Annotated in this window: 21 protein-coding genes and 2 pseudogenes; 9 read left to right on the top strand and 14 right to left on the bottom strand. The window is 72.1% G+C overall.

What is annotated here, in order from left to right; genetic code table 11:
* The first annotated feature begins 17 nt into the window (after positions 1-17).
* From ACE7GA_RS08250 to fabG, 4 genes are read left to right on the top strand one after another with little or no spacing between them, the layout of a single operon-like run.
* The gene (locus ACE7GA_RS08250; protein ID WP_376098241.1) at positions 18-1,205 is read left to right on the top strand and encodes a beta-ketoacyl-ACP synthase; all 1,188 of its coding nucleotides are present in this window, start codon (positions 18-20) and stop codon (positions 1,203-1,205) included.
* Positions 1,206-1,244: 39 nt separating this feature from the next.
* A complete protein-coding gene (locus tag ACE7GA_RS08245; protein ID WP_376100163.1) occupies positions 1,245-2,009 on the top strand; it encodes a beta-ketoacyl synthase chain length factor in 765 nt (254 codons plus the stop codon).
* Positions 2,003-2,437, top strand: coding sequence for a phosphotransferase (locus ACE7GA_RS08240; RefSeq protein WP_376098238.1), 435 nt, complete (start codon positions 2,003-2,005; stop codon positions 2,435-2,437). The genes ACE7GA_RS08245 and ACE7GA_RS08240 overlap by 7 nt, the downstream gene beginning before the upstream one ends.
* Positions 2,434-3,153: a 3-oxoacyl-ACP reductase FabG gene (fabG, locus tag ACE7GA_RS08235; RefSeq protein ID WP_376098235.1), complete on the top strand. Its 720-nt coding sequence runs from the start codon at positions 2,434-2,436 to the stop codon at positions 3,151-3,153. Before ACE7GA_RS08240 ends, fabG begins: the two co-directional genes overlap by 4 nt.
* Positions 3,154-3,367: 214 nt before the next feature.
* Here fabG and ACE7GA_RS08230 read toward each other — a convergent pair whose 3' ends face one another.
* Complete coding sequence (locus ACE7GA_RS08230) at positions 3,368-4,336, bottom strand: Bug family tripartite tricarboxylate transporter substrate binding protein (protein ID WP_376098232.1); 969 nt, start codon at positions 4,334-4,336, stop codon at positions 3,368-3,370.
* A gap of 134 nt (positions 4,337-4,470) precedes the next feature.
* On the opposite strand from ACE7GA_RS08230, the gene phnC reads away from it, so the two are divergent.
* Together phnC and phnD are read left to right on the top strand one after the other, a co-directional pair.
* Positions 4,471-5,286, top strand: coding sequence for a phosphonate ABC transporter ATP-binding protein (phnC, locus tag ACE7GA_RS08225; protein ID WP_376098229.1), 816 nt, complete (start codon positions 4,471-4,473; stop codon positions 5,284-5,286).
* A 96-nt stretch (positions 5,287-5,382) separates the two neighbouring features.
* Positions 5,383-6,363 carry a phosphate/phosphite/phosphonate ABC transporter substrate-binding protein gene (gene phnD / locus ACE7GA_RS08220; RefSeq protein ID WP_376098226.1) on the top strand — a complete coding sequence of 327 codons (981 nt, stop codon included), beginning with the start codon at positions 5,383-5,385 and terminating at the stop codon, positions 6,361-6,363.
* A gap of 277 nt (positions 6,364-6,640) precedes the next feature.
* On the opposite strand, the gene ACE7GA_RS08215 is transcribed toward phnD, so the two are convergent.
* The 5 genes from ACE7GA_RS08215 to ACE7GA_RS08195 form a co-directional block, all read right to left on the bottom strand.
* Positions 6,641-7,738 (bottom strand): malate/lactate/ureidoglycolate dehydrogenase, encoded by a 1,098-nt coding sequence (locus tag ACE7GA_RS08215; protein WP_376098223.1) that lies wholly within the window; start codon positions 7,736-7,738, stop codon positions 6,641-6,643.
* A 139-nt stretch (positions 7,739-7,877) separates the two neighbouring features.
* Positions 7,878-8,318, bottom strand: coding sequence for a hypothetical protein (locus ACE7GA_RS08210; protein WP_376098220.1), 441 nt, complete (start codon positions 8,316-8,318; stop codon positions 7,878-7,880).
* A gap of 32 nt (positions 8,319-8,350) precedes the next feature.
* Positions 8,351-8,599 (bottom strand): hypothetical protein, encoded by a 249-nt coding sequence (locus tag ACE7GA_RS08205; protein ID WP_376098217.1) that lies wholly within the window; start codon positions 8,597-8,599, stop codon positions 8,351-8,353.
* Between the two features lie 287 nt (positions 8,600-8,886).
* The gene (locus ACE7GA_RS08200) at positions 8,887-9,645 is read right to left on the bottom strand and encodes an SDR family oxidoreductase (protein ID WP_376098214.1); all 759 of its coding nucleotides are present in this window, start codon (positions 9,643-9,645) and stop codon (positions 8,887-8,889) included.
* A gap of 125 nt (positions 9,646-9,770) precedes the next feature.
* The gene (locus tag ACE7GA_RS08195) at positions 9,771-11,000 is read right to left on the bottom strand and encodes an MFS transporter (protein WP_376098211.1); all 1,230 of its coding nucleotides are present in this window, start codon (positions 10,998-11,000) and stop codon (positions 9,771-9,773) included.
* Positions 11,001-11,171: 171 nt separating this feature from the next.
* Between ACE7GA_RS08195 and ACE7GA_RS08190 the strand changes: the two genes are divergently transcribed.
* A complete protein-coding gene (locus ACE7GA_RS08190) occupies positions 11,172-11,345 on the top strand; it encodes a hypothetical protein (RefSeq protein WP_376098208.1) in 174 nt (57 codons plus the stop codon).
* Between the two features lie 30 nt (positions 11,346-11,375).
* Here ACE7GA_RS08190 and ACE7GA_RS08185 read toward each other — a convergent pair whose 3' ends face one another.
* The 8 genes and pseudogenes from ACE7GA_RS08185 to ACE7GA_RS08150 all read right to left on the bottom strand — a co-directional run bounded on the left by ACE7GA_RS08185 (position 11,376) and on the right by ACE7GA_RS08150 (position 19,194).
* A complete protein-coding gene (locus ACE7GA_RS08185; RefSeq protein ID WP_376098205.1) occupies positions 11,376-12,476 on the bottom strand; it encodes an ABC transporter ATP-binding protein in 1,101 nt (366 codons plus the stop codon).
* 17 nt (positions 12,477-12,493) lie between these two features.
* On the bottom strand, positions 12,494-13,375 hold the full coding sequence (locus tag ACE7GA_RS08180) for a carbohydrate ABC transporter permease (protein ID WP_376098202.1): 882 nt from the start codon (positions 13,373-13,375) through the stop codon (positions 12,494-12,496).
* On the bottom strand, positions 13,372-14,319 hold the full coding sequence (locus ACE7GA_RS08175; protein ID WP_376098199.1) for a carbohydrate ABC transporter permease: 948 nt from the start codon (positions 14,317-14,319) through the stop codon (positions 13,372-13,374). Before ACE7GA_RS08175 ends, ACE7GA_RS08180 begins: the two co-directional genes overlap by 4 nt.
* A gap of 7 nt (positions 14,320-14,326) precedes the next feature.
* Positions 14,327-15,685: an ABC transporter substrate-binding protein gene (locus ACE7GA_RS08170; RefSeq protein WP_376098196.1), complete on the bottom strand. Its 1,359-nt coding sequence runs from the start codon at positions 15,683-15,685 to the stop codon at positions 14,327-14,329.
* A 126-nt stretch (positions 15,686-15,811) separates the two neighbouring features.
* Positions 15,812-16,630 (bottom strand): MetQ/NlpA family ABC transporter substrate-binding protein, encoded by an 819-nt coding sequence (locus ACE7GA_RS08165; protein WP_376098193.1) that lies wholly within the window; start codon positions 16,628-16,630, stop codon positions 15,812-15,814.
* 12 nt (positions 16,631-16,642) lie between these two features.
* The gene (locus ACE7GA_RS08160; protein ID WP_376098190.1) at positions 16,643-17,440 is read right to left on the bottom strand and encodes a MetQ/NlpA family ABC transporter substrate-binding protein; all 798 of its coding nucleotides are present in this window, start codon (positions 17,438-17,440) and stop codon (positions 16,643-16,645) included.
* Positions 17,441-17,451: 11 nt separating this feature from the next.
* Positions 17,452-18,115, bottom strand: a pseudogene (locus tag ACE7GA_RS08155) (methionine ABC transporter permease).
* Positions 18,112-19,194, bottom strand: coding sequence for a methionine ABC transporter ATP-binding protein (locus ACE7GA_RS08150; RefSeq protein ID WP_376098187.1), 1,083 nt, complete (start codon positions 19,192-19,194; stop codon positions 18,112-18,114). The pseudogene ACE7GA_RS08155 and the gene ACE7GA_RS08150 overlap by 4 nt, the downstream one beginning before the upstream one ends.
* Positions 19,195-19,408: 214 nt before the next feature.
* Here ACE7GA_RS08150 and ACE7GA_RS08145 point away from each other — a divergent pair, with 214 nt between their 5' ends.
* Positions 19,409-20,527 carry an NAD(P)/FAD-dependent oxidoreductase gene (locus ACE7GA_RS08145; protein ID WP_376098184.1) on the top strand — a complete coding sequence of 373 codons (1,119 nt, stop codon included), beginning with the start codon at positions 19,409-19,411 and terminating at the stop codon, positions 20,525-20,527.
* Positions 20,524-21,515, top strand: a pseudogene (locus tag ACE7GA_RS08140) (threonine/serine dehydratase). Before ACE7GA_RS08145 ends, ACE7GA_RS08140 begins: the two are co-directional and overlap by 4 nt.
* Positions 21,516-21,527: the final 12 nt, after the last annotated feature.

The following is a 21,527-nucleotide window of genomic DNA, read 5'->3' as shown; positions in this document are numbered from 1 at the left end:
CGCCGTATCTTGCGGCGATGACCTTCCCCCTCGCCATCGCGGCCCGCGCCGCCGTCGCCGCGACCGGCGCCGGCATCGCGGCCACGCGGGCGGCGCTGCACGGGCGGCGCACCGGACTGGCGCCGGCCGGGATGCCGGACCTGCGCTCCGACATCCATGTCGGTCGCGTGGCGGGGCTGGAGGACGCGGCCCCGCCGCCGCACCTCGCGCGTTACGACTGCCGCAACAACCGACTGGCCGAACTCGCCCTGCGCGGCGACGGGTTCGAAGCGGCGGTGACGGAAGCGGCGGAACGGCACGGGGCGCATCGGGTCGCCGTCGTCCTCGGCACCTCCACCGCCGGCGTCGCACAGACCGAGGACGCCTATGCCCGGCGCGACGCCGCCGGCGCGCTGCCGGCCGATTTCGACTTCGCCCATACCCACGACCTGCACGCCCTGCCGCGCTACGTCCGCGCGCGGCTCAACCTGCGCGGGCCAGCAATCGCTGTGTCCACCGCCTGCACCTCCGGCGCACGCACGGTGATCGAGGCGGGGGACCTGATCGCGGCCGGCCTGGCAGACGCCGTGGTGGTGGGCGGCGTGGACACGCTCTGCCGGATGACGCTGCATGGCTTCAACGCGCTGGAGCTGCTCTCGAGCGGCCCGACGCGCCCCTGCGCGGCCGACCGCACTGGCATCTCGATCGGCGAGGCGGCGGGGCTGCTGCTGCTGACGCGTCCCGAGGACGCGCCGGCCGGCGCGCCGCTCATCCTCGGTGCGGGCGCCAGCAGCGACGGGCACCACATGTCCTCCCCGCATCCGGAAGGCCTCGGCGCCATCACCGCCATGCGCGGGGCGCTGGATGCCGCGGGCGTTCGGGTGGAGGACGTGGACTACGTCAACCTGCACGGCACTGGCACACGGGCCAACGACGCGATGGAGGACCGGGCGGTCTCCGCCCTTTTCGGCGGCACCGTGCCGGTCTCCTCGACGAAGGGCTGGACTGGCCACACCCTCGGCGCCTCCGGCGCGCTGGAGGCGATCTTCGCGACGATCTGCCTGGAGGACGACCTGATCCCCGGCTGCCTCGGCGTGGAGGAAGCGGACCCGTCCTTCTCCATGCAGGTCGCGACGGCGAACCGCGCGGCGCCGGTGCGGCGGGTGCTGTCCAACTCCTTCGGCTTCGGGGGGAGCAACGTCGCCCTCCTCATCGGCCGGGCGTGACCCGGGGGCTTCGAGCGGCTTGAGGGTTCCCCGTTGAGAGTGTGGGTCGCCGCGGCATCGGTGCTCGGCCCCGGCCTGCCGGGCTGGGAGTCGAGCCTGCCCGTGCTACGCGGCGAAGCAGCCTGGGCAGACGCGCCGCTGACCCTGCCGCCCCCTGCCGCCCTGCCGCCGACGGAACGGCGGCGGACGAGCCAGGCCGTCCGCCTTGCCCTCGCGGTCGGGACGGAGGCCGCGTCGCTCTCCGGCTTGGCGCCGGACTCGCTGGATACGGTCTTCGCCTCCTCGAACGGCGACGGGCAGGTGGTCGGGTCCATCCTTGAGGAATTGTCGCGTCCGGACGGGGCGATCTCGCCCACGCAGTTCCACAACTCCGTCCACAACGCCGCGGCGGGGTATTGGGGGATCGCGGTGGGGTCCACGCGGCCGTCCGTCTCCGTGGGAGGCTACGACGATTCGGTGGCGACGGGGCTGTTGACCGCGGCGTCGCACGTCGCGGCGCGTCGCGTGCCGACGCTCCTCGTCGCCTACGACGCGCCGCTGACGGAACCGCTGGCCTCCGTGCGCGCGACGGGGTGCCCCTTCGCAGCTGCGCTGGTGCTGACGCCGGCGCCGGGAGGTCGGGTCGCCCTGGATGTGGAGACGTCGCCCGATGAAGCCGCGCTGCCGCAAGGACCCGTGGCCACCCGCAACCCCGCGGCGCGGCTGCTGCCCGTGCTGGAAGCGCTGGCGCGGGGCCGGGCCGCGCGGCTGGCGCTGCCGCTGATGGATGGCGGCTCCCTCGCCGTCTCCGTGATCCCGTGCTGACGCCCGTGCGGGTCGCGGGCCTGATCCCGCATGACGGTGCGATGGGGTTGCTGCGGCACGTGCTGTCGCATGACGCGACCTCGATCGCCTGCGACGCGGCATCGCACCGTGATCCTGCCAATCCGCTGCGGCGCGACGATGTCCTGCCCGCCATCGCCGGCGTGGAATACGCGCTGCAGGCGATGGCGGCGCATGGGGCGCTGACCGGCGGCGGCGGGCCGCAGGCGCCCGGCTACCTCGCCAGCCTGCGTCGCGTCGCGCTGCACGTCGCGCGCCTCGACGAGTTGGCCGGTGATCTGCGCGTCGAGGCCCGCGCGCTGTCCATGGAGGCGACGGGCTTCGTGTACGACTTCACCGTCTCGGCCGCGGGCCGCGCCCTGCTGGACGGGCAGGCCGCGATCATCCTGCCGGCAGAGCCCTGCGGATGATCCGCGCCGTGGTCTCCGGCGGCGCATCCCCGATCGGCGCCGCGATCTGCCGCGCGCTCGCGCGCGACGGCCATCACGTGATCGTCCACGCCAGCACCGATCCCGCGCGGGCCGCGTCGGTCGCCGACGCGATCCGCGCGGAGGGTGGCAGCGCCGAAGCCGTCGCCTTCGACCTGACCGACGCGGCCGCGACGGCCACCGCGCTGGCCGCCTTGGTTGAGGGCGGCACGATCCAGACCGTGATCCACAACGCAGGCGCGCATGACGACGTGCCGATGGCCGCGATGACGCCCGCGCAATGGGACCGCGTGCTGGACGTGTCGCTCAACGGCTTCTACCGCCTGGTGCAGCCGCTGCTGCTGCCGATGATGGCGACGCGGCGGGGACGGATCGTCGCTCTCTCCTCCGTCTCCGCGATCATGGGGAACCGGGGGCAGGTGAACTACGCCGCCGCGAAGGCCGGGCTGATCGGCGCGGTGCGCGCGCTCTCCCTCGAATGCGCGCCGCGCGGCGTGACGGTGAACGCGGTGGCCCCTGGCATCATCGAGAGTCCGGCGACGGCCGCCGTGCTGACGAAGGAACAGGTGCGCGCCCTGGTCCCTGCACGGCGGGCCGGAACGCCGGAGGAGGTGGCGGAGCTCGTCGCCTTCCTCTGCTCGGACCGCGCGGCCTACGTCACGGGGCAGACCATCTCGATCAACGGCGGGATGGCCTGATCGGGGCCGCCCGCCGGCTGGGCGGCACTGCCCTTCTGCCGAACCCACACCCTGCCGGGGGACGACCTGCCCCTCGCCCCGTGATTCGGACCGGGTAGCTGCGGCGGGGCAGTGTCGGGGTTCCCGGTCGCAACGGGCCTGGGAACGGAGCCCCCGGATCGGGTCCGCGCCGACACGGCCCTGGCACGAGGCCTGAGCCGCGGCGCCCGCCCCGCTACTCCGGGCGGATGCCCGCATCGCGGATCAGGCGGCCCCACATCTCCGTGTCCTCGGCCAGCACGCGGGCGAGCATGGAGGCGTCGCCGGTTTCGATGGCGACGCCCTGCTCGGCCATACGGGCGCGCAGCGCCGGGTCGTCGGTCGCCGTCTTCAGCGCCGCCGACAGCCGCGCGACGACGGGCGCCGGCGTGCCCACGGGTGCGAAGAGGCCCTGCCAGAACGTCGCGTCGAAGCCCGGCAGCGTGTCCGCCACGGGCGGGACGTCCGGCAGCAGGGCGAGCCGGTCGAGGCCGGAGACGGCCAGCGGCCGCGTCGCCCCTTCGCGGATCGCGGGGATCGCCTCCAGCGCCGCCTGGAACATGGCCCCGATGCGGCCCTGGCGGAGGTCGATCAGCGCGGGGGCGCCGCCGCGGTAAGGCACGTGGACGACCTCGATCCCCGCCCGGGTCCGGAGCAGTTCCAGCGCCAGGTGGTTCACGGCGCCCGTCCCGGAGGAGCCGAAGTTCAGCCGCCCCGGGTTCGCCTTCGCCCAGGCGATGAGCTCGGCGACGTTGCGGACCGGCAATCCGGGATGGACGTGCAGCACGAAGGCGGATCGGTAGGCGAAGCCGACCGGCAGCAGTTCCGCCCTGGGGTCCCGTGGCGTCAGGCTCGGCTGCAGCGCCGGGTTGATGGCGAGCGACGAGGCGCCCATCAGCAACACGTAGCCGTCCGGCCGGGCCCCCGCGACAGCGGTGGAGGCGACGGCAGTCGCCCCGCCCGTCCGGTTCTCCACGACGATCGGGTGGCCCAGCTCCCGCTGCATGCGTTCCGCGATGGAGCGGGTCGTCAGGTCGGTGAGCCCGCCCGGCGCGTAGCCCGTGATCACCGTGATCGGCCGGGTGGGGTAGGCATCCTGCGCCGCGGCGGGGAAGGCGAGCGGGGCCAGGGCGGCGCCCAGCAGGGGGCGGCGGGGGGTGGGCATCGGCGTTCCTCGGTGCGTCTCTTGCTTGGCCTCGATCCTGGCGGGGGCGGCGATGCCGGCGCAAGGCGTCACCGTTCTGTCGTCGCCTTGCCGTGCGGCATGGGCTAGGGATCGGGGAAAGAGACGGGGCGGGCATGCTGGAGATCCGGAACCTTACGCGCCGGTTCGGGGCGCGCACGGCGGTGGATGGGGTGACGCTGAGCATCCCGGACGGGCAGATGGTCGGCATCATCGGCCGCTCCGGCGCGGGGAAGTCCACCTTGCTGCGGATGGTCAACCGCCTGACGGAGCCATCCGAGGGCGCGATCCTGCATGACGGCGTGGACGTCACGACGCTGAAGGGCAAGGCGCTGCGGGACTGGCGGACGGCCTGCGCCATGATCTTCCAGCAGTTCAACCTCGTGCAGCGGCTCGACGTGCTGACGAACGTGCTGGTGGGGCGGCTGAACCACCGGCCCGGCTTCATGGGGACGCTGACCTCCCTCTTCCTCCGCTTCTCGCCGGAGGAACGGGCGATGGCCCTCGCGGCGCTCGACCGTTTCGACCTGGCGGACCAGGCGCTGCAGCGGGCCGATACGCTGTCCGGCGGGCAGCAGCAGCGCGTGGCGATCGCACGCGCCCTGCTGCAGGAACCGCGGATGATGCTGGCGGACGAGCCGATCGCATCCCTTGACCCGCGCAATGCGCAGGTGGTGATGGACGCGCTGCGCGACGTGAACCGGCGGGACGGGTTGACGGTGCTGGTGAACCTTCATCACCTCGACACCGCGCGGCGCTATTGCGACCGGATCGTCGCGATGCAGGCGGGGAAGGTCGTCTTCGACGGCCCGCCGGCCGCCCTGACGGGGGAGCGGGTGCGCGAGATCTACGGAGTGACCGAGGAGCAGTTCGAGGCGGAGGCCGAGGCGGCGCTGCGCGGCGTGAAGGAGCCGGTGGCGGCGCCGGCGTGAGTCACCGATCCGTCACGCGACGGTAAAATCAGGATCACGGTGGGCGAATATGCCCGCGTGCGGCGCGCGCCCTCGCGCGAACGGAGTTCCTCGATCATGATCACCCGCCGCACCCTCGCCGGCCTCGCCGCCGGCCTGCCCCTGCTTCCCGCTGCCCTGCGCGCCCAAGGGACGAACGCAGACGCGCCGGTGGCGATGCCTCAGCCGGGGCGCCGTCCCTGGGCCGACCAGGTCCAGACCATTCGCCTCGGGCTGCTGGGTGGCGAGAACGAGGGTGACCGCCTCGGCCGCTACGAGGCCTATCGCGGACTGCTGGAGCGCACCTTCGCCGTCCCCGTCCGCCTCTTCCCCGCCGCCGACTATGCCGGCGTCATGCAGGCCTTCTCCGCGCGGCAGATCGAGGGCGCGTCCCTCGGCGCCGCGGCCTATGCGGGCGCCTGGCTCGACACCAATGGCGGCGTCGAGCCGCTCTTCGTCGCGCGCGAGGCCGATGGCGGGATCTCCTACATCTCCGTCATGGTCGTGCGCGCGGATTCCGGGATCACGAGCCTCGACGGCATGCGCGGAAAGTCGCTCGCCTGGGCGGACCCGAACTCGACCTCCGGCTACCTCGTGCCGCGCTCCGAGCTGCGCAGCGCCGGGCTCAACCTCGACCAATACTTCTCCCGCACGGGGTTCGGCGGCGGGCACGAGCAGGCGGTGGTCGCGGTGCTGCAGCGCCAGTACGACGGCGCGGTCACCTGGGCTTCGGGCCAGGGCGAGGAGAGCCAGGGCTTCACCCGCGGCAACCTCCGCGCGATGGTCGAGAAGGGCATGCTGAACATGCGCGACCTCCGCATCATCTGGAAGTCGCGCCCGATCCTGAACGGGCCGATGACCGTGCGCCGCGACCTGCCGCAGGGCTTCAAGGACGACTTCTCCGCGTTCCACCTCGCGCTCGCGACGGCGCATCCGGACATCTACAACCAGGTCGAGCGTGGCGGCGGCCGCGGCTACGCCCGCGTGACGCACGAGCAGTTCGAGCCGATCATCCAGCTCCGCCGCGAAGAGGCGGCGGAGCGTCGCCGCCGGACCTGACGGGCGCGACGCGGGCTGGTCCGGAGCGGGTGGTTCCCGGGGGAAGGCGCGGCCTTCCTCCGGATCTCCATCCGCCAGGGGAATCGTCACCTGGACCTCATCCCATCGACGTCATTGGTGACGGGGCCTCTCCACGCGGCGTAAGCGCGCGGGGAGAGTTCCGGTCAGCACGATCAGGTCCATCGACTGAGGTCCAGGAGGCCTGCGAAGCAGTGCTTCCCAGCCTGGCGAGTGACGGTTCGGGGGAGGGCAGAGCCGTCCTCCAAGGCCGCCGAAGCTACCCCCGAACGTTGGACGCCACGCCCAGCCCTGCCGCCGTGTCCGCGATGGACTGCCACACCGCGTGCGGCAGCGGCACGCCTTCGCGGAGGCGGGACTGCATCGTGCGCGTCTCCGGTTGGCCGGGAAGGAGTACCGGTTCCGACGGCTCGGCCGGGCGGGAGGAGGCGACCCAGTCCGCGTAGGCGCGGGCGGAGCGGTGGAACTCCTCCTCCGTGCCGAAGTGCTTCGGGGAGAGGTAGATCGAGAGCATCCCGTTCGCGATGCGCGCGCGTTCGCCGATGGGACCAGCGGGGCCGCCGCCGGTAAGGCAGCCCGCCAGCATCTCGCACATCAGGGCCAAGCCGGAGCCCTTGTGGTCGCCGAAGGCACGGATGGCTCCGGGGCCGGCGGAGGGATCGCGCGGGCCGACAGGCGGGTATTCGCCGTAGAGAGTGTGGGGGTCGCCGGAGAGGCGGCCATCCGGCTCGATCAGCGCGTCGGGCGGAAGAGGCTTGCCGCCATTGGAGGCGACGAGGACCTTGCCTTCGGCGACGCTGGACGTCGCGAAATCCAGGATCAGGGGTTCGCCGGGAAGCGGCACGCCGACGGAGAAGGGCGCGGTGGAGAAACGCCGATCCACGCCCCCGAAGGGCGCGACAAGGACGGAGCCCGCGACGTTGACGAAGTGGACGGAGACGAGGCCAGCGGCGATCGCCATCTCCGCGTAGTCGCCGGCGCGGCCGATATGCCCGGCGTTGCGCAGCGCGACGATGCAGGACCCGTTCTCCGTCGCGCGGGTGATGCCGAGCTGCGCGGCCTGTTGCGCGACGGTCTGGCCGAGGCCGAAGCCGCCGTCGAGGAGGACGAAGGACCCGCCGTCGGTGACCATCTCGACCGTGGCGCCGGCGCGGACGAAGCCCTTGCCGAGCCATTCGACGTAGCGCGGGACGCGAACCACGCCGTGGCTGTCATGGCCGCGCAGGTTGGCGCCGACGAGGTGGTTCGCGACGCGCGTCGCCTCCGCTTCCGCGCAGCCGGCAGCGCCCATGATCCGCGCGACGAAGGATTCCAGCGCGTCCGCGCCGATGCGGATGCCGTCCAGGACTTCTGCCATGCCGTTTCCCCCTTGTTGTCCCCTGGGGCGCCGGCACGCCGGAGCGCGCGGGCCTGCCCCTCCTGCGGGGGCACGGGCCCGTCGGACCGGGGGCGTCCCCGCCGCCGTCCGGCAGGATGCGCCGGGGCCGTGCGCGTGGCTACGGGGGCAGGGCGCCGAGCGCGCGCTCCGCGGCGAGGACCACGTCGCGGATCTCGGCATAGGCCGCCTCGGCGCGCCCGGTCAGGAAGGCATGGGCGGCCTCGGTCGGGACGAGCAGGGTCAGGCGCGCATCGCCGGCGTGGCGGAGGCGCCGCAGCAGCCCGCGCTGGACGGCGCGGTCCACGGCCCGGGTGACCGTCGCCGCACCGATCACGCCGTGGGAGGTGGCCGAGAGTTCCTTATGCGTCAGAGGTCGTCCCTCGAAGGCGGCATCGAGCGCCTCGATGACGACCCAGGCGACCTCACGGGACCTGACGGAGGGCCGGCCGACCTGGCGAATGCTCGTCAGGTTGCGGCGGAGCATGGTGGCGTGCGCGCGAGCGGCCGCGGCCGCCATGACGGAGATGCGCCGGTCGCGGGCCTCGTTCCGGACGCTCATCAGAACAGCATGACAGCGCCCTGGGGGCTGCGTCATTGCTTTTCGGGGGTGCGGTCGGGGGTGCGGTCGGGGGGCAGGGCGTCGCGCACGGCGCGCAGCAGGTCCCGGGCGGCGGTCAGGCCCGCCTCCTCGGCGCGGCGCGAGAGGCAGGCGAGGCGCGGGGCGAGGGTGTCGCGGATGGCCAGGGGAATGGCCGGTGGCGTCTCGGGCGACGGGTCGGTCAAGCCATGCGTCCGGGTGGTGGCGCGGCGCTTTTCCCGGCGCAGGCCGCGGGGCGCCACCGCCCGTCGCTTCCACAGTGGAAGTGGCCGTCGATTTCCGATGGGGAGGGTCGGTTATCCGCGGCCCGTTTCGGCGGCGCGCGCGGCCTGCGGGGCGCGCCGCGGCGGTCGCGCGGGGATCACGGAGATGCCTTGAGCATCCGGGGACGGGAGCGCCCAGGGCGGCATTTCCGGTCCACCACCGGTGGCAAAGGCCCGGTGCCGCTTGCCACGGCCCGCATGACGGGCACCGCCCCTACCTCTCTTCACGGCCCGGCCGATGCGGCCGGTGCCGGGATTCGCCGGGTTCAGGGGATCGCGGCGACGGATTGCGCCTGCGGCGCGATGTTCCGGTTCCAGGTCGGGGAGGTCAGGATTTCGCTGATGCAGACATGCGGCGGCATCTTCGCGGCGAAGACGACCATCGCCGCGAGATCCTCGGGCTGCAGCATGCGCGCGCGTTCCTCCGCGCTCGGCGGCACCGGTCGGAGGTCGAGGATCGGCGTCGCGACTTCCCCGGGGCAGATGCAGGTGGAGCGGATGCCGTGGATCCCGTTCTCGAGGTTCACGGCGGCGGAGAGAGCGACGAGGCCGTGCTTCGCCGCGGTGTAGGCGGGGCCGGAGAGGAAGGAGACCGACTTCCCGGCCATGGAGGCGACCTGGATGATCAGGCCGCCGCCGCGGGCGCGCATCGCGGGCAGGACGGCATGCGTCGTCAGGAAGGGCGCGGTGAGGTTACCGTCCACCATCATCCGGATCGCGTCGGGGTCGAGCTGGTGGAGGTAGCGGCGCTTCAGGTTCACGCCGGCGTTGTTGACGAGGATGTCGGGGCCTTGGTCGCCCAGCGATGCGGCCATGCGCGTGACGTCGTCCGCGCGCGTCAGGTCACCGGGGAGGACGATCGCGTCGTCGCGGCCGAGCATGTCAGCGGTTTCGCGCAGCGGGGCCTCGCGCCGGCCGGTGAGGGCGACGCGCATGCCCTCCCGCGCCAGGGCGATGGCGACCGCGCGCCCGATGCCCGTTCCGGCGCCTGTCACCCAGGCCGTCCGCCCTGCCAGATCCGTCACGCGTGCCGTTCCCTTCCCATGCGCGCGGGAGGCTACACCCGCCGCGGCCCAGCTGTCGTCGGGGCGGGCCGCGGATGGCCGCGCCGCGTGCCAGCGGGCGGGACCGCCGCGCCTCAGGCCACGCGTCAGGCCGGGGCGGGGCGGGCCCGGCGCAGCAGGAGCGTCGCGACGACGAAGACGTTCGCCGCGTTCCAGGCCACGCCGTTCAGGAAGGCCGCGCGGTAGCTGCCCGTCAGGTCGAAGACGACGCCTGAGAGCCAGCCGCCGAGCGCCATGCCGACGAGGGTCGCCATCAGAACGATGCCGAGCCGGGCGCCGACGTCCCGCGCGGGGAAGTGTTCGCGGATGATGACGGCGTAGGAGGGGACGATGCCGCCCTGCATCAGCCCGAAGAGGGCGGAGAGGACGTAGAGCGAGGCGAGTCCGTCGAAGAAGAGGAAGAGCGAGAGGGAGGCGCCCTGGAGCACGCCGCCGAGCAGCAGCGTGCGCAGGCCGCCGATGCGGTCCGCGATGAGGCCGGAGGCGAGGCGCGAGGCGATACCGCAGGCCAGCATGAGGGAGAGCATCTCCGCCCCGCGCGCCACGCCGTAGCCGAGGTCGGCGCAGTAGGCGACGATGTGGACCTGCGGCATGGCCATCGCGACGCAGCAGGCGACGCCCGCCGTGGCGAGCACGGCCGTCAGCGCGTTCCGCGTGAGGCCGAGCGGGTGGTCCGGCGCGCCGCCCTCGGCTGCCGCGCCGCCCCGGGTGCCCGGGGCGCGGGCGCGGAGGGCCAGCGCCAGGGGGAGCATCGTGGCGAGGAGGGTAACGCCCACCACCACGTGCGCGGTCCGCCAGCCATGGGCGGCGATGAGCCAGGTCAGGACTGGGGGCCAGACCGCGCCGGCGAGGTAGTTGCCGGAGGCGGCGAGCGCGACGGCGATGCCGCGCCGCCGGTGGAACCAGAGGGATGCGTCGGCCATGAGCGGCCCGAAGGCCGCCGAGGCGCCGAGGCCGCCGATCATGATGCCTTGCACCAGGGCGAAGATGGTCAGGCCCGGCGCAGCCGCGGCGGCGAAGTAGCCGGCCGAGAGCATCACCGTTGCGCCGAGCAGGGGGCGCATGGCGCCGTAGCGGTCCACCAGTCGGCCCATGAGGATGCCGCCTGCCCCGAAGCCGAGCATCGTGAGGGCATAGGGCAGAGAGGCGCCGCCGCGGGTCGCGCCGAATTCGGCTTGCACGTGGGGCAGCGCGACGACGACCGACCACATGCCGACGCCGCCGAGCGTCGAGAGTGCGACGACGGCGGCAAGGCGGATCCAGGCAGTGCGGGAATCGAGGAGCGTCACCGTTCCCGGCGCGTGTTCGACCGGCATCCTCTCCTTCCTGTCTGGGGTGTTCGCGGGCCGGCGGTCATACCTGGCGGCGACTGGGGAAATCCGGCCAGGGCGGGATGGGGCCGACGCTTGACGACAAGTCCTGACGGAACCTCGCCGGTGCGGAAACCGAACGTTTATTAGAAGGGCGGCATACCCGCATCGCGAAAGGTGCAGAGCATGCTGGCCGATATTCCCCTGGATCGTACGCAGGCCCTCGAAGCGGGCCGCACCGCTGCCGGCGAGGCGGTGGATCGCCTGCCCCTGCCCGTGGCGGCGTGGACGATCATCGGCCTGTCGGGACTTCTCTGGTACGGCGTCTTCGCCCTCGTCACCGCGCTTTAGCCTCGCGCGGGCCGCGCGGGGACATCCGGATCACAGCACCCGTCCCGACCCGGGGTCGAGGAGGTGCATCTGGTTCATGTCGGCGGCCATGGGAAGCGGCACGCCGGGCTGGGCGGGGGCCGACGGGTCCACGCGGGCGCAGATCGGGGCACCGGCCATGTGGAAGTGCACCAGCGTTTCCATCCCCATCGGCTCGGTCACCTCAGGCGTCGCCGAGAGGGTGGCGACGTTCGGGCGGTCGAGGTTGCGCAGCTCCGTCAGGTGCTCGGGGCGGATGCCGAAGATGATGTCGCGGCCTGCATGGGGCTGGTAGCGGCCCGTGCGCTCGGCGGGCACGGGCAGGACGATGTCGCCGGGCAGGTGGACGCGGAGGGCGCCTGAGCCGTTCTCGAGCCGGGCGGGGATGAGGTTCATGGCAGGGCTGCCGATGAAGGAGGCTACGAACCGGGTGGCCGGGTGGTGGTAGAGCTCCTGCGGGGGTCCGACCTGCTCGATGACGCCGCCGTTCATGACGACGACGCGGTCGGCCAGCGTCATGGCCTCGACCTGGTCGTGGGTGACGTAGACGGTCGTGGTGCGGACGGTCTGGTGGACCTTCTTGATCTCGGTGCGCATCTGGACGCGGAGCTTGGCGTCGAGGTTGGACAGCGGCTCGTCGAAGAGGAAGACCTTGGGGTCGCGCACGATGGCGCGGCCCATGGCGACGCGCTGGCGCTGGCCGCCCGAGAGGGCCTTGGGCTTGCGGAGCAGCAGTTCGCCGATGTCGAGGATGCGGGCGGCCTCGTCCACGCGGCGCTTGATCTCGGCCTTCGGGAACTTTCGGAGTGTCAGGCCGAAGGCCATGTTGTCGTAGACGGTCATGTGCGGATAGAGCGCGTAGTTCTGGAACACCATGGCGATGTCGCGGTCGCGCGGGGGGACGTCGTTGACGACCGCGCCGCCGATCAGCACCTCGCCGCCGGAGATGTCCTCGAGGCCCGCGATCATGCGCAGCGTGGTCGACTTGCCGCAGCCGGACGGGCCTACGAGCACGACGAATTCATGGTCCGCGATGTCGAGGTCGATCCCCTTCACCGCCTGCACCCCGCCTTCGTACTCCTTCACCAAACGGCGAAGCGTTACCTGCGCCATACGCCTCTCTCCCGTCCCTATCCCTTGGTCGCGCCGGCCGTCAGGCCCGCGACGTAGTAGTCCATGAGGAACGCATAGACGACGACGGGCGGCAAGGCCGCGAGCAGCGCGCCGGCCATCAGTTGGCCCCAGGCGAAGGTGTCGCCCCGGATAAGCTGCGACACCACGCCGATCGTCAGCGGCATCTCGTCCGGGCGCGTGATGAAGGCCGTCGGGTACACGAAGGCCGCCCAGGATACGGTGAAGGCGAAGATCGTGGCTGCGATAATGCCGGGCAGGGCCACCGGGATGAAGATGCGGGCGAGCATCTGGAGCCAGCCCGCGCCGTCGATCAACGCGGCCTCATCCAACTCCTTCGGGATCGAGGCGAAGTAGCCGATCATGATCCAGGTGCAGAACGGCACCGTCAGCGTCGGGTAGATCACCACCAGCCCCCAGGTCGAGTTCAGCAGCCCGAGGCTGCCGACGATCTGGTAAAGCGGGATGAAGAGCAGCGTGTCGGGGACGAGATAGGTCAGGAACACGCCGGTCGCGAGAAACTGCGACCCCGGGAAGCGCATGCGTGACAGCGCGAAGGCCGCGGGGACCGAGATCAGCATCGTCAGGATCACGACGCAGACCGTGACCTTCATGCTGTTGTAGAAGAAGCCCCGGAACATCGGATTGCCGAGGATCTCCGCGAAGTTCGCGAGCGTCGGCGACCGCACGATCCAGGGATTGCCGCCGAGGTCCGCGATCTCGGCCGAAGGCTTCAGAGCGGTCATCAGCATGTAGAGCGGTGGAGTCAGCATGACGACCGCGGCGAAGATGAGGGACACGTAGGCGCTCCAGAGCGCCCAGCGCCGCTCGGCGCGGAGTGACCCGACGCGGCGGGAGAAGCCGGCGACCGTCGCGCTCACGCCCCAATCTCCTTCGTCCGCTTGTTGATGCCGCGCAGCATGAAGAAGGCGACGACGGCCAGCAGCGGGAACATGAAAAGCGACACCGCGGCGCCGCGCGGGATGTTGCCGGAGAGGATGCCGACCTGGAAGGCGTAGGAGGCGAAGACGTGGGTCAGGTCCCGCGGCCCGCCGTTCGTCAGCACCCGCACGATGTCGTAGTTCGCGAAGGTCACGATCAGGCTGAACAGCACCGTGATGGAGATGATGTTCTGCATCATCGGCAGCGTGATGAAGCGCAGGCGCTGCCAGGACGAGGCGCCGTCGATATCCGCGGCCTCATACAAGGCTTCCGGCACGGATTTCAGCGCCGCGAGGTACATGATCATGAAGAAGGGCGCGCCGTACCAGACATTGACGATGATGATGGAGATGCGGGCCCACCAGGGCTCTCCGAGCCAGGGCACGGCAGGCACCGCGAAGATCGCGAGCAGCCAGTTGATGGAGGAATAGGTCGGCTCGAACATCCACCACCAGCCGAGCGTCGAGAGCGCGGGCGGGATGACCCAGGGCACCAGAAGCATGCCGCGCCAGATCCGCTGCCCCTTGGTGGGGATGTGGTGCAGCATATGCGCCAGCCAGAAGCCGATCAGCGCCTTCAGGATCACGGCGGTGATCGCGAAGAAGCAGGACTGGAAGATGACCTGCCGGAAGGTGTCGTTTTCCAGCAGGATGTCGAAGTTATCCAGGCCGATGAAGGCGGTCATCCGCCGGTTCAGCGTCGCGAGGTGGATCGCAAAGCCCGCCGGCCAGACGACGAGCCCGCCGATCACCGCGATCAGCGGCAGGGTCAGCAGGAAGGCGACCGTGCTTTTCCGCCGCGCCATGCCGCGCAGGCTGCTGCGCGGCGCCGGACGGGAGGCGGGGATCGTCCCCGCCCTCCCGAGGGTCGCCTCCGACGGCATCCCAGTCTCAGCCGCGGCGCATGTTGTTGATCTCTCGCTCCAGCCAGTTCAGGGCGGTTTCGATGTTCTCGCCGCCCTGCGCGACGCGGGCGATGACCTTCGTGTTCAGCGCCTGGATGTACATCTGCTGCGCCAGCTCCGGTGGGGCGGGGGAGAAGGCGATGGAGGGCCGCGCGTTGTGATGCGGCTTCAGCGGATAGTTGAAGACCGTGCCGACCGGCGGCCCCTCGGTTTCCCAGACCTTGAAGTCGCTCATGGAGGCGAAGGGCGGGATGTCGTAGCCCGACGACTTGTTCGTCGTGGCCTCCGCGCTGTCGCGCTCGGTGATGAACTCCAGGAAGGCCTTCGCCGCGGTCTTGTTGCGGGAGAAGTTCCAGATGCCCGTCGTGTAGGGAAGGTAGGCGATGAAGCGCCCTTCCGGCCCGCGCGGCATCGGCACCGTCCAGCACTGCTCCGCGACCTGCGGGGCGTCCCGCTTCGCGACGGCCCAGGCCGAGGGCGGGTTGAAGATGAGGGCCGAGCGGCCCGAAATCAGCGCGCGGTTGTTGGATGCGTCGTCCCAGGCCCAGACGTCGTTCGGCAGGAAGCGGGAGAGGCGGACGGCGTAGTCCACGACCTGCCGGAGCTTCTGGTTGCCGCGGATCGTCGGCTCACCCTTCTCGTTCGTGATGGTGGCGCCGTAGGAGAGGAAAAGGGCGCCGACCCAGTCCACCGCGTCGGTGAACTGCCCCATCGGCAGGCCGAAGGAGACGCCGGCCTTGTGGCAGGCCTCGGCGGCGGTGAGGAAGGTGTCCCAGGTCCAGTTGTCGGCGCCCTGCCCCGGGCGGCCCTCGGCGGGCCACATCGCCTTGAAGTCCAGGCCGGCATGCTGCCGCATGAGGTCCAGCCGAACGCAGGCCGGCTTGTTCTGGGATCCCGAGGTCGCAGGCACGCCGCGCCAGGCGCCGTTGCGCTTGACGAGGAACTCGGCGACCGGCGAGATCGGTCCGTACTTCGCGACAAGCCGGTTGATGATGTCGTCGCAGGGCTCCAGCTGGTCGGCATAGGCGCCGGGGTCCCAGGGCGTGAGCGAGATGGCGTCATGCCCGTTGCGGGACTGCGCCTGCGCCGCGGCCGTCAGCTGCAGCTGGTTGCCCGTGGTGTTGATGAAGTCGAGCGCGACGTTGACGCGGTTCTGCTCCCCCCAGCGGGAGGCGAGAGTCGTGAGCGCGTCGTTGCCGCCCGGCACCCAGTGATCCCAGAAGGCGATTCGCAGGTTGCCGCCCGTACCCTGGGCGTGGACCATGGGCGCACCGAGCGTACCGGCCGCCAGAACCCCCGCGCCGGCGCGCAGCGCGCCGCGGCGGGAGAGATTCCCGTTGGACATTCCCCGACTCCTCCTCGGCGGCCGGTTCGTCGTTCCCCCGCGGGGCGCGCCCGGTTCTCACCTGCTGGGAGGTTACGCAGGCCACACGGCGCCGTGCAACGGTCGCGACGCCGGATGAAGTATTCGTCAGACGCCCAGGAGGACGGCCCCGCCGAAGGATTCCTCGACGAAGCGCCGGACGTCAGGGTGGCCGTATCCCTCGGCCAGCCGCTTCGCCCAGGGGGCTTCCGCATCGGCGCGGCGCACGACGACGAGGCAGGTGTAGGGGTTCGTCGCGGCTTCGGCGGCCGTCTCGGCCGCCAGCGCTTCGCGCGCGGGGTTCAGGCCGGCGGGCACGGCGTAGTTGCCGGTGATGGCCGCGGCGTCCACGTCGTCCAGCGCGCGGGTGATCGTTGCGGCTTCCAGCTCCACGATCCGGATGCGCCGGGGGTTCGCGGTGATGTCGGCGACGGTCGCGCGGAAATCGGCACCGGGGCGGAGGGTGACGAGCCCGGCCCGCGCCAGCAGGACGAGGGCGCGTCCGCCGTTCGTCGGGTCGTTTGGGATCGCGACGCGGGCGCCGTTCGGCAGATCCTCCAGCCGCCGCACCTTGCGGGAGAAGACGCCCATGGCGGTCAGGACCGTGCGGCCAACGGGCACGAAGTCGTAGCCGCGCTGCTGCTTCTGCGCGTCGAGGAAGGGCTGGTGCTGGTAGGTGTTGGCGTCGAGGTCGCCCGACTGCAGCGCCGCGTTGGGCTGGATGAAGTCGCCGAACTCGGTGATCCGCACGGGAATGTTGTCGCGGGCCAGGACGTCGCGGACGCGCTCGAGGACCTGGGCGTGGACGCCGGAGGTGACGCCGACGCGGATCGGGAAGCCCCCGGCGCCGGGAATGCGCGGTTGCGCGAGGGCGGGCCTGGCGAGCAACAGGGCGGAGGTGGCGAGCAGGAGCTGGCGGCGGTTCATCGCGGTTCTCCGTCAGAAGGCCGGCACGACGGCGCCGGAGAAGGTCGTCTCGACGAATCCCTTCACCTCGTCGTTCTGGTAGGCGCGGAGCAGCCGCGCGACCCAGGGGGCGGTGCGGTCAGCGTCCCGCACGGCGATGAGGTTGGCGTAGGGGCTCTCGGCGCTCTCGATCGCGATCGAGTCGCGCACGGGGTTCAGCCCGGCCTGGAGCGCGAAGTTGGAGTTGATGGCGGCGGCCTCCACCTCGTCCAGCGCGCGGGGGAGCTGGGCGGCTTCGAGTTCGACGATGCGGAGGCGGCGGGGGTTTTCGGTCACGTCCGCGACCGTCGCCCGGAAGTCGGCGCCGGAGCGGAGGGAGAACAGGCCGGCCGAGGCGAGCAGCACGAGGGCACGGCCGCCATTCGTCGGGTCGTTCGGGATGGCGACGCGGCCGCCGGCGGGAATCGCGGAGGCCTGGCGGTGGCGGCGGGAGTAGAGGCCCATCGGGAAGACCATCGTCTTGCCGACGGAGACCAGCGGCAGGCGGCGGTCGCGGACCTGCTGATCGAGGAAGGGCTGGTGCTGGTAGGAGTTGGCGTCGAGGTCGCCGGCCGCCAGCGCGGCGTTGGGCTGGATGAAGTCGGAGAATTCGACGATGCGGATCGCCAGGCCGTCGCGCGCCGCGATCTCCCGCACCTTCTCCATCACCTGCGCGTGCGGTCCGGCTGTAACGCCGACGCGCAGCGGGCGGGCGGTGGACCCGGCCTCCTGCGCCAGTGCGGCGGCGGGCAGCAGGGCGGCGGCGGCGAGGAGAGTGCGGCGGGCAAGCATGGCGGTTCCCTTCAACGGCGTGACACGCGGCGGACCAGCCAGTCGCCGAGCGACTGGAGTCCCTGGACGAAGAGGATGAGGACGGCGACGACGGTCGCCATGACCTCGGGCATGAAGCGCTGATAACCGAAGCGGATGCCGAGGTCCCCGAGGCCGCCGCCGCCCACCGCCCCGGCCATGGCGGAATAGCCGACGAGGCCGACGAGGGTGACGGTGACCGCCGCGATCACGCCGGGCAGGGCCTCGGGCAGGACGACCCGCGTCAGGATCTGCGTGCGGCTCGCGCCCATGGCGCGGGAGGCCTCGATGACGCCGCGGTCCACCTCGCGGAAGGCGTTCTCGAAGAGGCGCGCGATGAAGGCGGTGGCGGCGAGGGCCAGCGGGACGAGCGCGGCGCCGGTGCCGATGGAGGTGCCGGCGACGAGGCGCGTGAAGGGCACGATCGCGACCATCAGGATGATGAAGGGCGTGGAGCGCACGGCGTTCACGACCAGTCCCAGCGGGCGGTTCACCCAGGGGGGGCGAGAGGCCGCCGGGGCCGGTGGCGTAGAGCAGCAGGGCCAGGGGCAGGCCGGCGGCGATCGCCACCAGCACGCCGCCGAAGGTCATGAACAGCGTCTGCCAGGTCGCCTCGATCAGCAGGTCGGTCAGCGCGGGGGGCAGCCAGGGGATCATGCGGCGCTCTCCAGCATCGCGGCGCCGATCTCCGCGACGTCGAGGCCGAGGGAGCGCATCCAGGCGGCGGCCGCGTCGATCGCGGCGGGGGCGCCGTAGGCAGCGAGGGCCATGAGGCCGTAGGGCTCCCCCGCGATCTCGTCGATGCGGCCGGAGACGATGTTGAGGTCCACGCCGAAGCGTCGCGAGGCCTCGCTGACGACGGCGCGCGTGCTGGACGGGCCGGCGAAGAGCACCTGCAACAGGCGCCGTTCCTCCCCGGGGCCTGGCTCGGGCAGGCGGGCGACCGTTCCCTGCGGGACGACGTGGCCGATGACCTCCGCCACGAAGCGTCGCGTCGTCGGGTGGGCTGGGCGTGTGAAGACGTCGAAGACCCGGCCCTGTTCAATGACCTGCCCGGCCTCCATCACGGCGACGCGGTCGCAGATGGCCTTCACCACGGACATCTCGTGGGTGATCAGCAGGACCGTCAGGTCCAGCCGGTCCCGAAGGTCCTTGATGAGGGCGAGGATCTCCCCCGTCGTCTCCGGGTCCAGCGCGCTCGTCGCCTCGTCGCAGAGGAGGATGCGGGGGCGGGACGCCAGAGCGCGGGCGATGCCGACGCGCTGCTTCTGGCCGCCCGAGAGCTGCGCGGGGTAGACGTCTCGCTTCTCCGTCAGGCCGACCAGGGGCAGGACCTCGCGCACGCGTGCCTCCCGCTCCGCGCGTGGGATGCCGGCGATCTCCAGGGGGAAGGCGACGTTGCCCGCGACGGTCCGGGACGACAGCAGGTTGAAGTGCTGGAAGACCATGCCGATGCCGCGGCGTGCCCGGCGGAGGGACGCCGCGTCCAGCGCGGTCAGGTCCCCGCCGAGCACGCGGACCGTTCCGGAATCCGGCCGTTCCAGCAGGTTCACGGTGCGCAGCAGCGTGGACTTGCCCGCGCCGGAGCGGCCGACGATCCCGAAGATCTCCCCGGGCGCGACGTCCAGCGACACCCCATCCAGCGCGCGCACGGCGGGGCCGCGGGCCGCGAAAATCCGGCGGAGGTTGCGCAGTTCGATCGCCGGCGCGGGGCCGGGCGGGGCGGGCTGGGGCATGGCGCGGGATCGGGAGGAGGTCAGGCCGCGCGCGTCTGGCACGGGCGGAAGGCGCCGCACACCGAAGATTCCGCGATGCCCCAAATGCGCCGGCGCAACCCCATTCTCCCGCTTCACATCGTGTTAAGTACGAAACCACATAGAAGGCACGTTCAAGCCCGTCAACCGGCGGGGCTGCCTTGCCGGCCCGGCCTCCGCGCCGCACGATCGGCCGATGCAGACCTTCGACGCTCTGGTGATCGGCGCGGGCATCGGCGGCGCCACGGCCGCCTACCACCTCTCCGCGACGCGGCGCGTGGCGCTGCTGGAGGCGGAGGAGAGCGCAGGCTACCACACCACCGGGCGTTCCGCCGCGATCTGGATCCTGAACTACGGAACGCCGGATGCACGGCTACTGACGGCGGGATCCGGCGACTTCTTCCGGGCGCCGCCGCCGGGCTTCGCGGAGGCGCCGCTGATGTCGCCGCGGCCCGTCATCCACCTGGCGCCGCCGCAAAAGGTTGCGGAGCTGGAGGCAATGATCCGGGACGGCGCGGGGGTGGAGCCCATCGCGATCGAGGAGGAGGTCCGCGCGATGGTGCCGCCGCTGCGGGAAGGCTACGCGGCAGCCGCCGCGATCGAGCGGCACGCCTTCGACATGGACGTGGCCGCCCTGCATGGCGGCTTCCTGCGGGCGCTGCGCGCCCGCGGCGGCACGATGGCGCTGCGGCACCGCGCCGGGCGGTTGTGGCACGCGAACGGCGCCTGGCACGCGGAGACGAGCGGCGGCGGGACCTTCGCTGCGCCGGTGCTGGTGAACGCCGCGGGCGCCTGGGGCGACGAGGTCGCGCGGATCGCCGGCGTCGCGCCGCTCGGGCTGCAGCCGAAGCGCCGGACGGCGGCGATCGTGGATCCCGCCCCGCACGTGCCGAAGGACTGGCCGCTGCTCGGTGACGTCGGGCATTCCTGGTACGCGCGGACGGAGGCACGGACGAAGCTGATGATCTCCCCGGCCGACGAGACGGACAGCGACCCCTGCGATGCGCAGCCGGACGAGCTGGACGTCGCCATCGCCGTGGAGCGCTTCCAGGAGGCGATGGACCTCCCGGTCCGCCGGATCGAGCACCGCTGGGCGGGGCTGCGGACCTTCACGCCGGATCGGGGCCTGGCGATCGGGGCGTCGGAGCGGACGGGCTTTTTCTGGAACGTCGGCCAGGGCGGGTACGGGATCCAGACGTCTCCCGCCGCCGGGCGGCTGCTCGGCGCGTTGGTGAACGGCGAGGATCCGGGGGACCTCACGCCCATCGTCCCCCTCGTGGACCCCCGCCGCTTCGAAGCAAGGGTTGCCGCATGAGCGCCGTGATGGACACCGTCCTCCCCACCCATGCCGACGTGCGGACCGCCGCCGAGCGGCTCGCCGGCCGCGTCGTGCGCACGCCGATGCTGCGGCACCCCGTGCTGGACGCCGCGGTTGGCGGGACCGTGCTGCTGAAGCCGGAGCCGTTGCAGCGCACGGGGTCGTTCAAGTTCCGGGGCGCGACGAATGCGGTGCTGCGGCTGCCGGAGGCCGCGCGGGGTGGTGGGGTCATCACCCATTCCTCCGGCAACCACGGCCAGGCCATCGCGGCGGCCTGTGCGGCGGCGGGCGTGCGCGCCCTCATCGCCATGCCGGCCGATGCGCCGTCCATCAAGGTGGAGAGCACGCGGCGCTGGGGGCGGAGATCCTGCCCTTCGACCGCGCCACGACGGATCGCGAGACGCTGGCGACCCGGCTGGCCGAGGAGCGCGGCGGCACGGTCATCCCGCCCTTCGACCACCCCGACGTCATCGCGGGACAGGGCACGCTTGCGCTGGAACTGTTCGAGGATGCGGCGGCGGCGGGCCTGACGCTGGACGCGCTGGCGGTCTGCACCGGCGGCGGCGGCCTGATCGCAGGCTGCGCCCTGGCAGCGGAGGGGGCGAGCCCCTCGACGCAGGTCTATGCGGTCGAGCCGGAAGGATGGGACGACACGGCGCGATCGCTTGCCTCGGGCGAGCGGATCAAGAATGACGGAAAGGGCGAGACGATCTGCGACGCGCTGCTGTCCATGCGGCCGGGGGAGTTGACCTTCGCCGTCAACCAGCCACGCCTCGCCGGTGCGGCGGTGGTGACGCGGGAGGAGGTCTTCGCGGCGATGCGCTTCGCCTTCGACCACCTGAAGATCGTGGCTGAGCCGGGCGGCGCGGTGGCGCTGGCGGCGGTGCTGGCCGAGAAGATCCCGGCACGTGGCCGCACGATCGGGGTGGTGATCAGCGGCGGGAATGTGGACCGGGCCGTCTTCGCGCGCGCCCTGGCGAACTGAGGCACGGAAGGC

The organism is Roseomonas sp. CCTCC AB2023176 (assembly GCF_042259275.1).
Classification (GTDB): Bacteria; Pseudomonadota; Alphaproteobacteria; order Acetobacterales; family Acetobacteraceae; genus Roseomonas.
This window is presented reverse-complemented; position numbering and strand designations above follow the sequence as displayed.

Excerpts from the sequence above, each read along its gene's own strand:
- ACE7GA_RS08250 (WP_376098241.1), top strand. The coding sequence starts at position 18 with ATGACCTTCCCCCTCGCCATCGCGGCCCGCGCCGCCGTCGCCGCGACC.
- fabG (WP_376098235.1), top strand. The coding sequence starts at position 2,434 with ATGATCCGCGCCGTGGTCTCCGGCGGCGCATCCCCGATCGGCGCCGCG.
- ACE7GA_RS08230 (WP_376098232.1), bottom strand. The coding sequence starts at position 4,336 with ATGCCCACCCCCCGCCGCCCCCTGCTGGGCGCCGCCCTGGCCCCGCTC.
- phnC (WP_376098229.1), top strand. The coding sequence starts at position 4,471 with ATGCTGGAGATCCGGAACCTTACGCGCCGGTTCGGGGCGCGCACGGCG.
- phnD (WP_376098226.1), top strand. The coding sequence starts at position 5,383 with ATGATCACCCGCCGCACCCTCGCCGGCCTCGCCGCCGGCCTGCCCCTG.
- ACE7GA_RS08215 (WP_376098223.1), bottom strand. The coding sequence starts at position 7,738 with ATGGCAGAAGTCCTGGACGGCATCCGCATCGGCGCGGACGCGCTGGAA.
- ACE7GA_RS08210 (WP_376098220.1), bottom strand. The coding sequence starts at position 8,318 with ATGAGCGTCCGGAACGAGGCCCGCGACCGGCGCATCTCCGTCATGGCG.
- ACE7GA_RS08195 (WP_376098211.1), bottom strand. The coding sequence starts at position 11,000 with ATGCCGGTCGAACACGCGCCGGGAACGGTGACGCTCCTCGATTCCCGC.
- ACE7GA_RS08185 (WP_376098205.1), bottom strand. The coding sequence starts at position 12,476 with ATGGCGCAGGTAACGCTTCGCCGTTTGGTGAAGGAGTACGAAGGCGGG.
- ACE7GA_RS08175 (WP_376098199.1), bottom strand. The coding sequence starts at position 14,319 with ATGCCGTCGGAGGCGACCCTCGGGAGGGCGGGGACGATCCCCGCCTCC.
- ACE7GA_RS08170 (WP_376098196.1), bottom strand. The coding sequence starts at position 15,685 with ATGTCCAACGGGAATCTCTCCCGCCGCGGCGCGCTGCGCGCCGGCGCG.
- ACE7GA_RS08165 (WP_376098193.1), bottom strand. The coding sequence starts at position 16,630 with ATGAACCGCCGCCAGCTCCTGCTCGCCACCTCCGCCCTGTTGCTCGCC.
- ACE7GA_RS08160 (WP_376098190.1), bottom strand. The coding sequence starts at position 17,440 with ATGCTTGCCCGCCGCACTCTCCTCGCCGCCGCCGCCCTGCTGCCCGCC.
- ACE7GA_RS08150 (WP_376098187.1), bottom strand. The coding sequence starts at position 19,194 with ATGCCCCAGCCCGCCCCGCCCGGCCCCGCGCCGGCGATCGAACTGCGC.
- ACE7GA_RS08145 (WP_376098184.1), top strand. The coding sequence starts at position 19,409 with ATGCAGACCTTCGACGCTCTGGTGATCGGCGCGGGCATCGGCGGCGCC.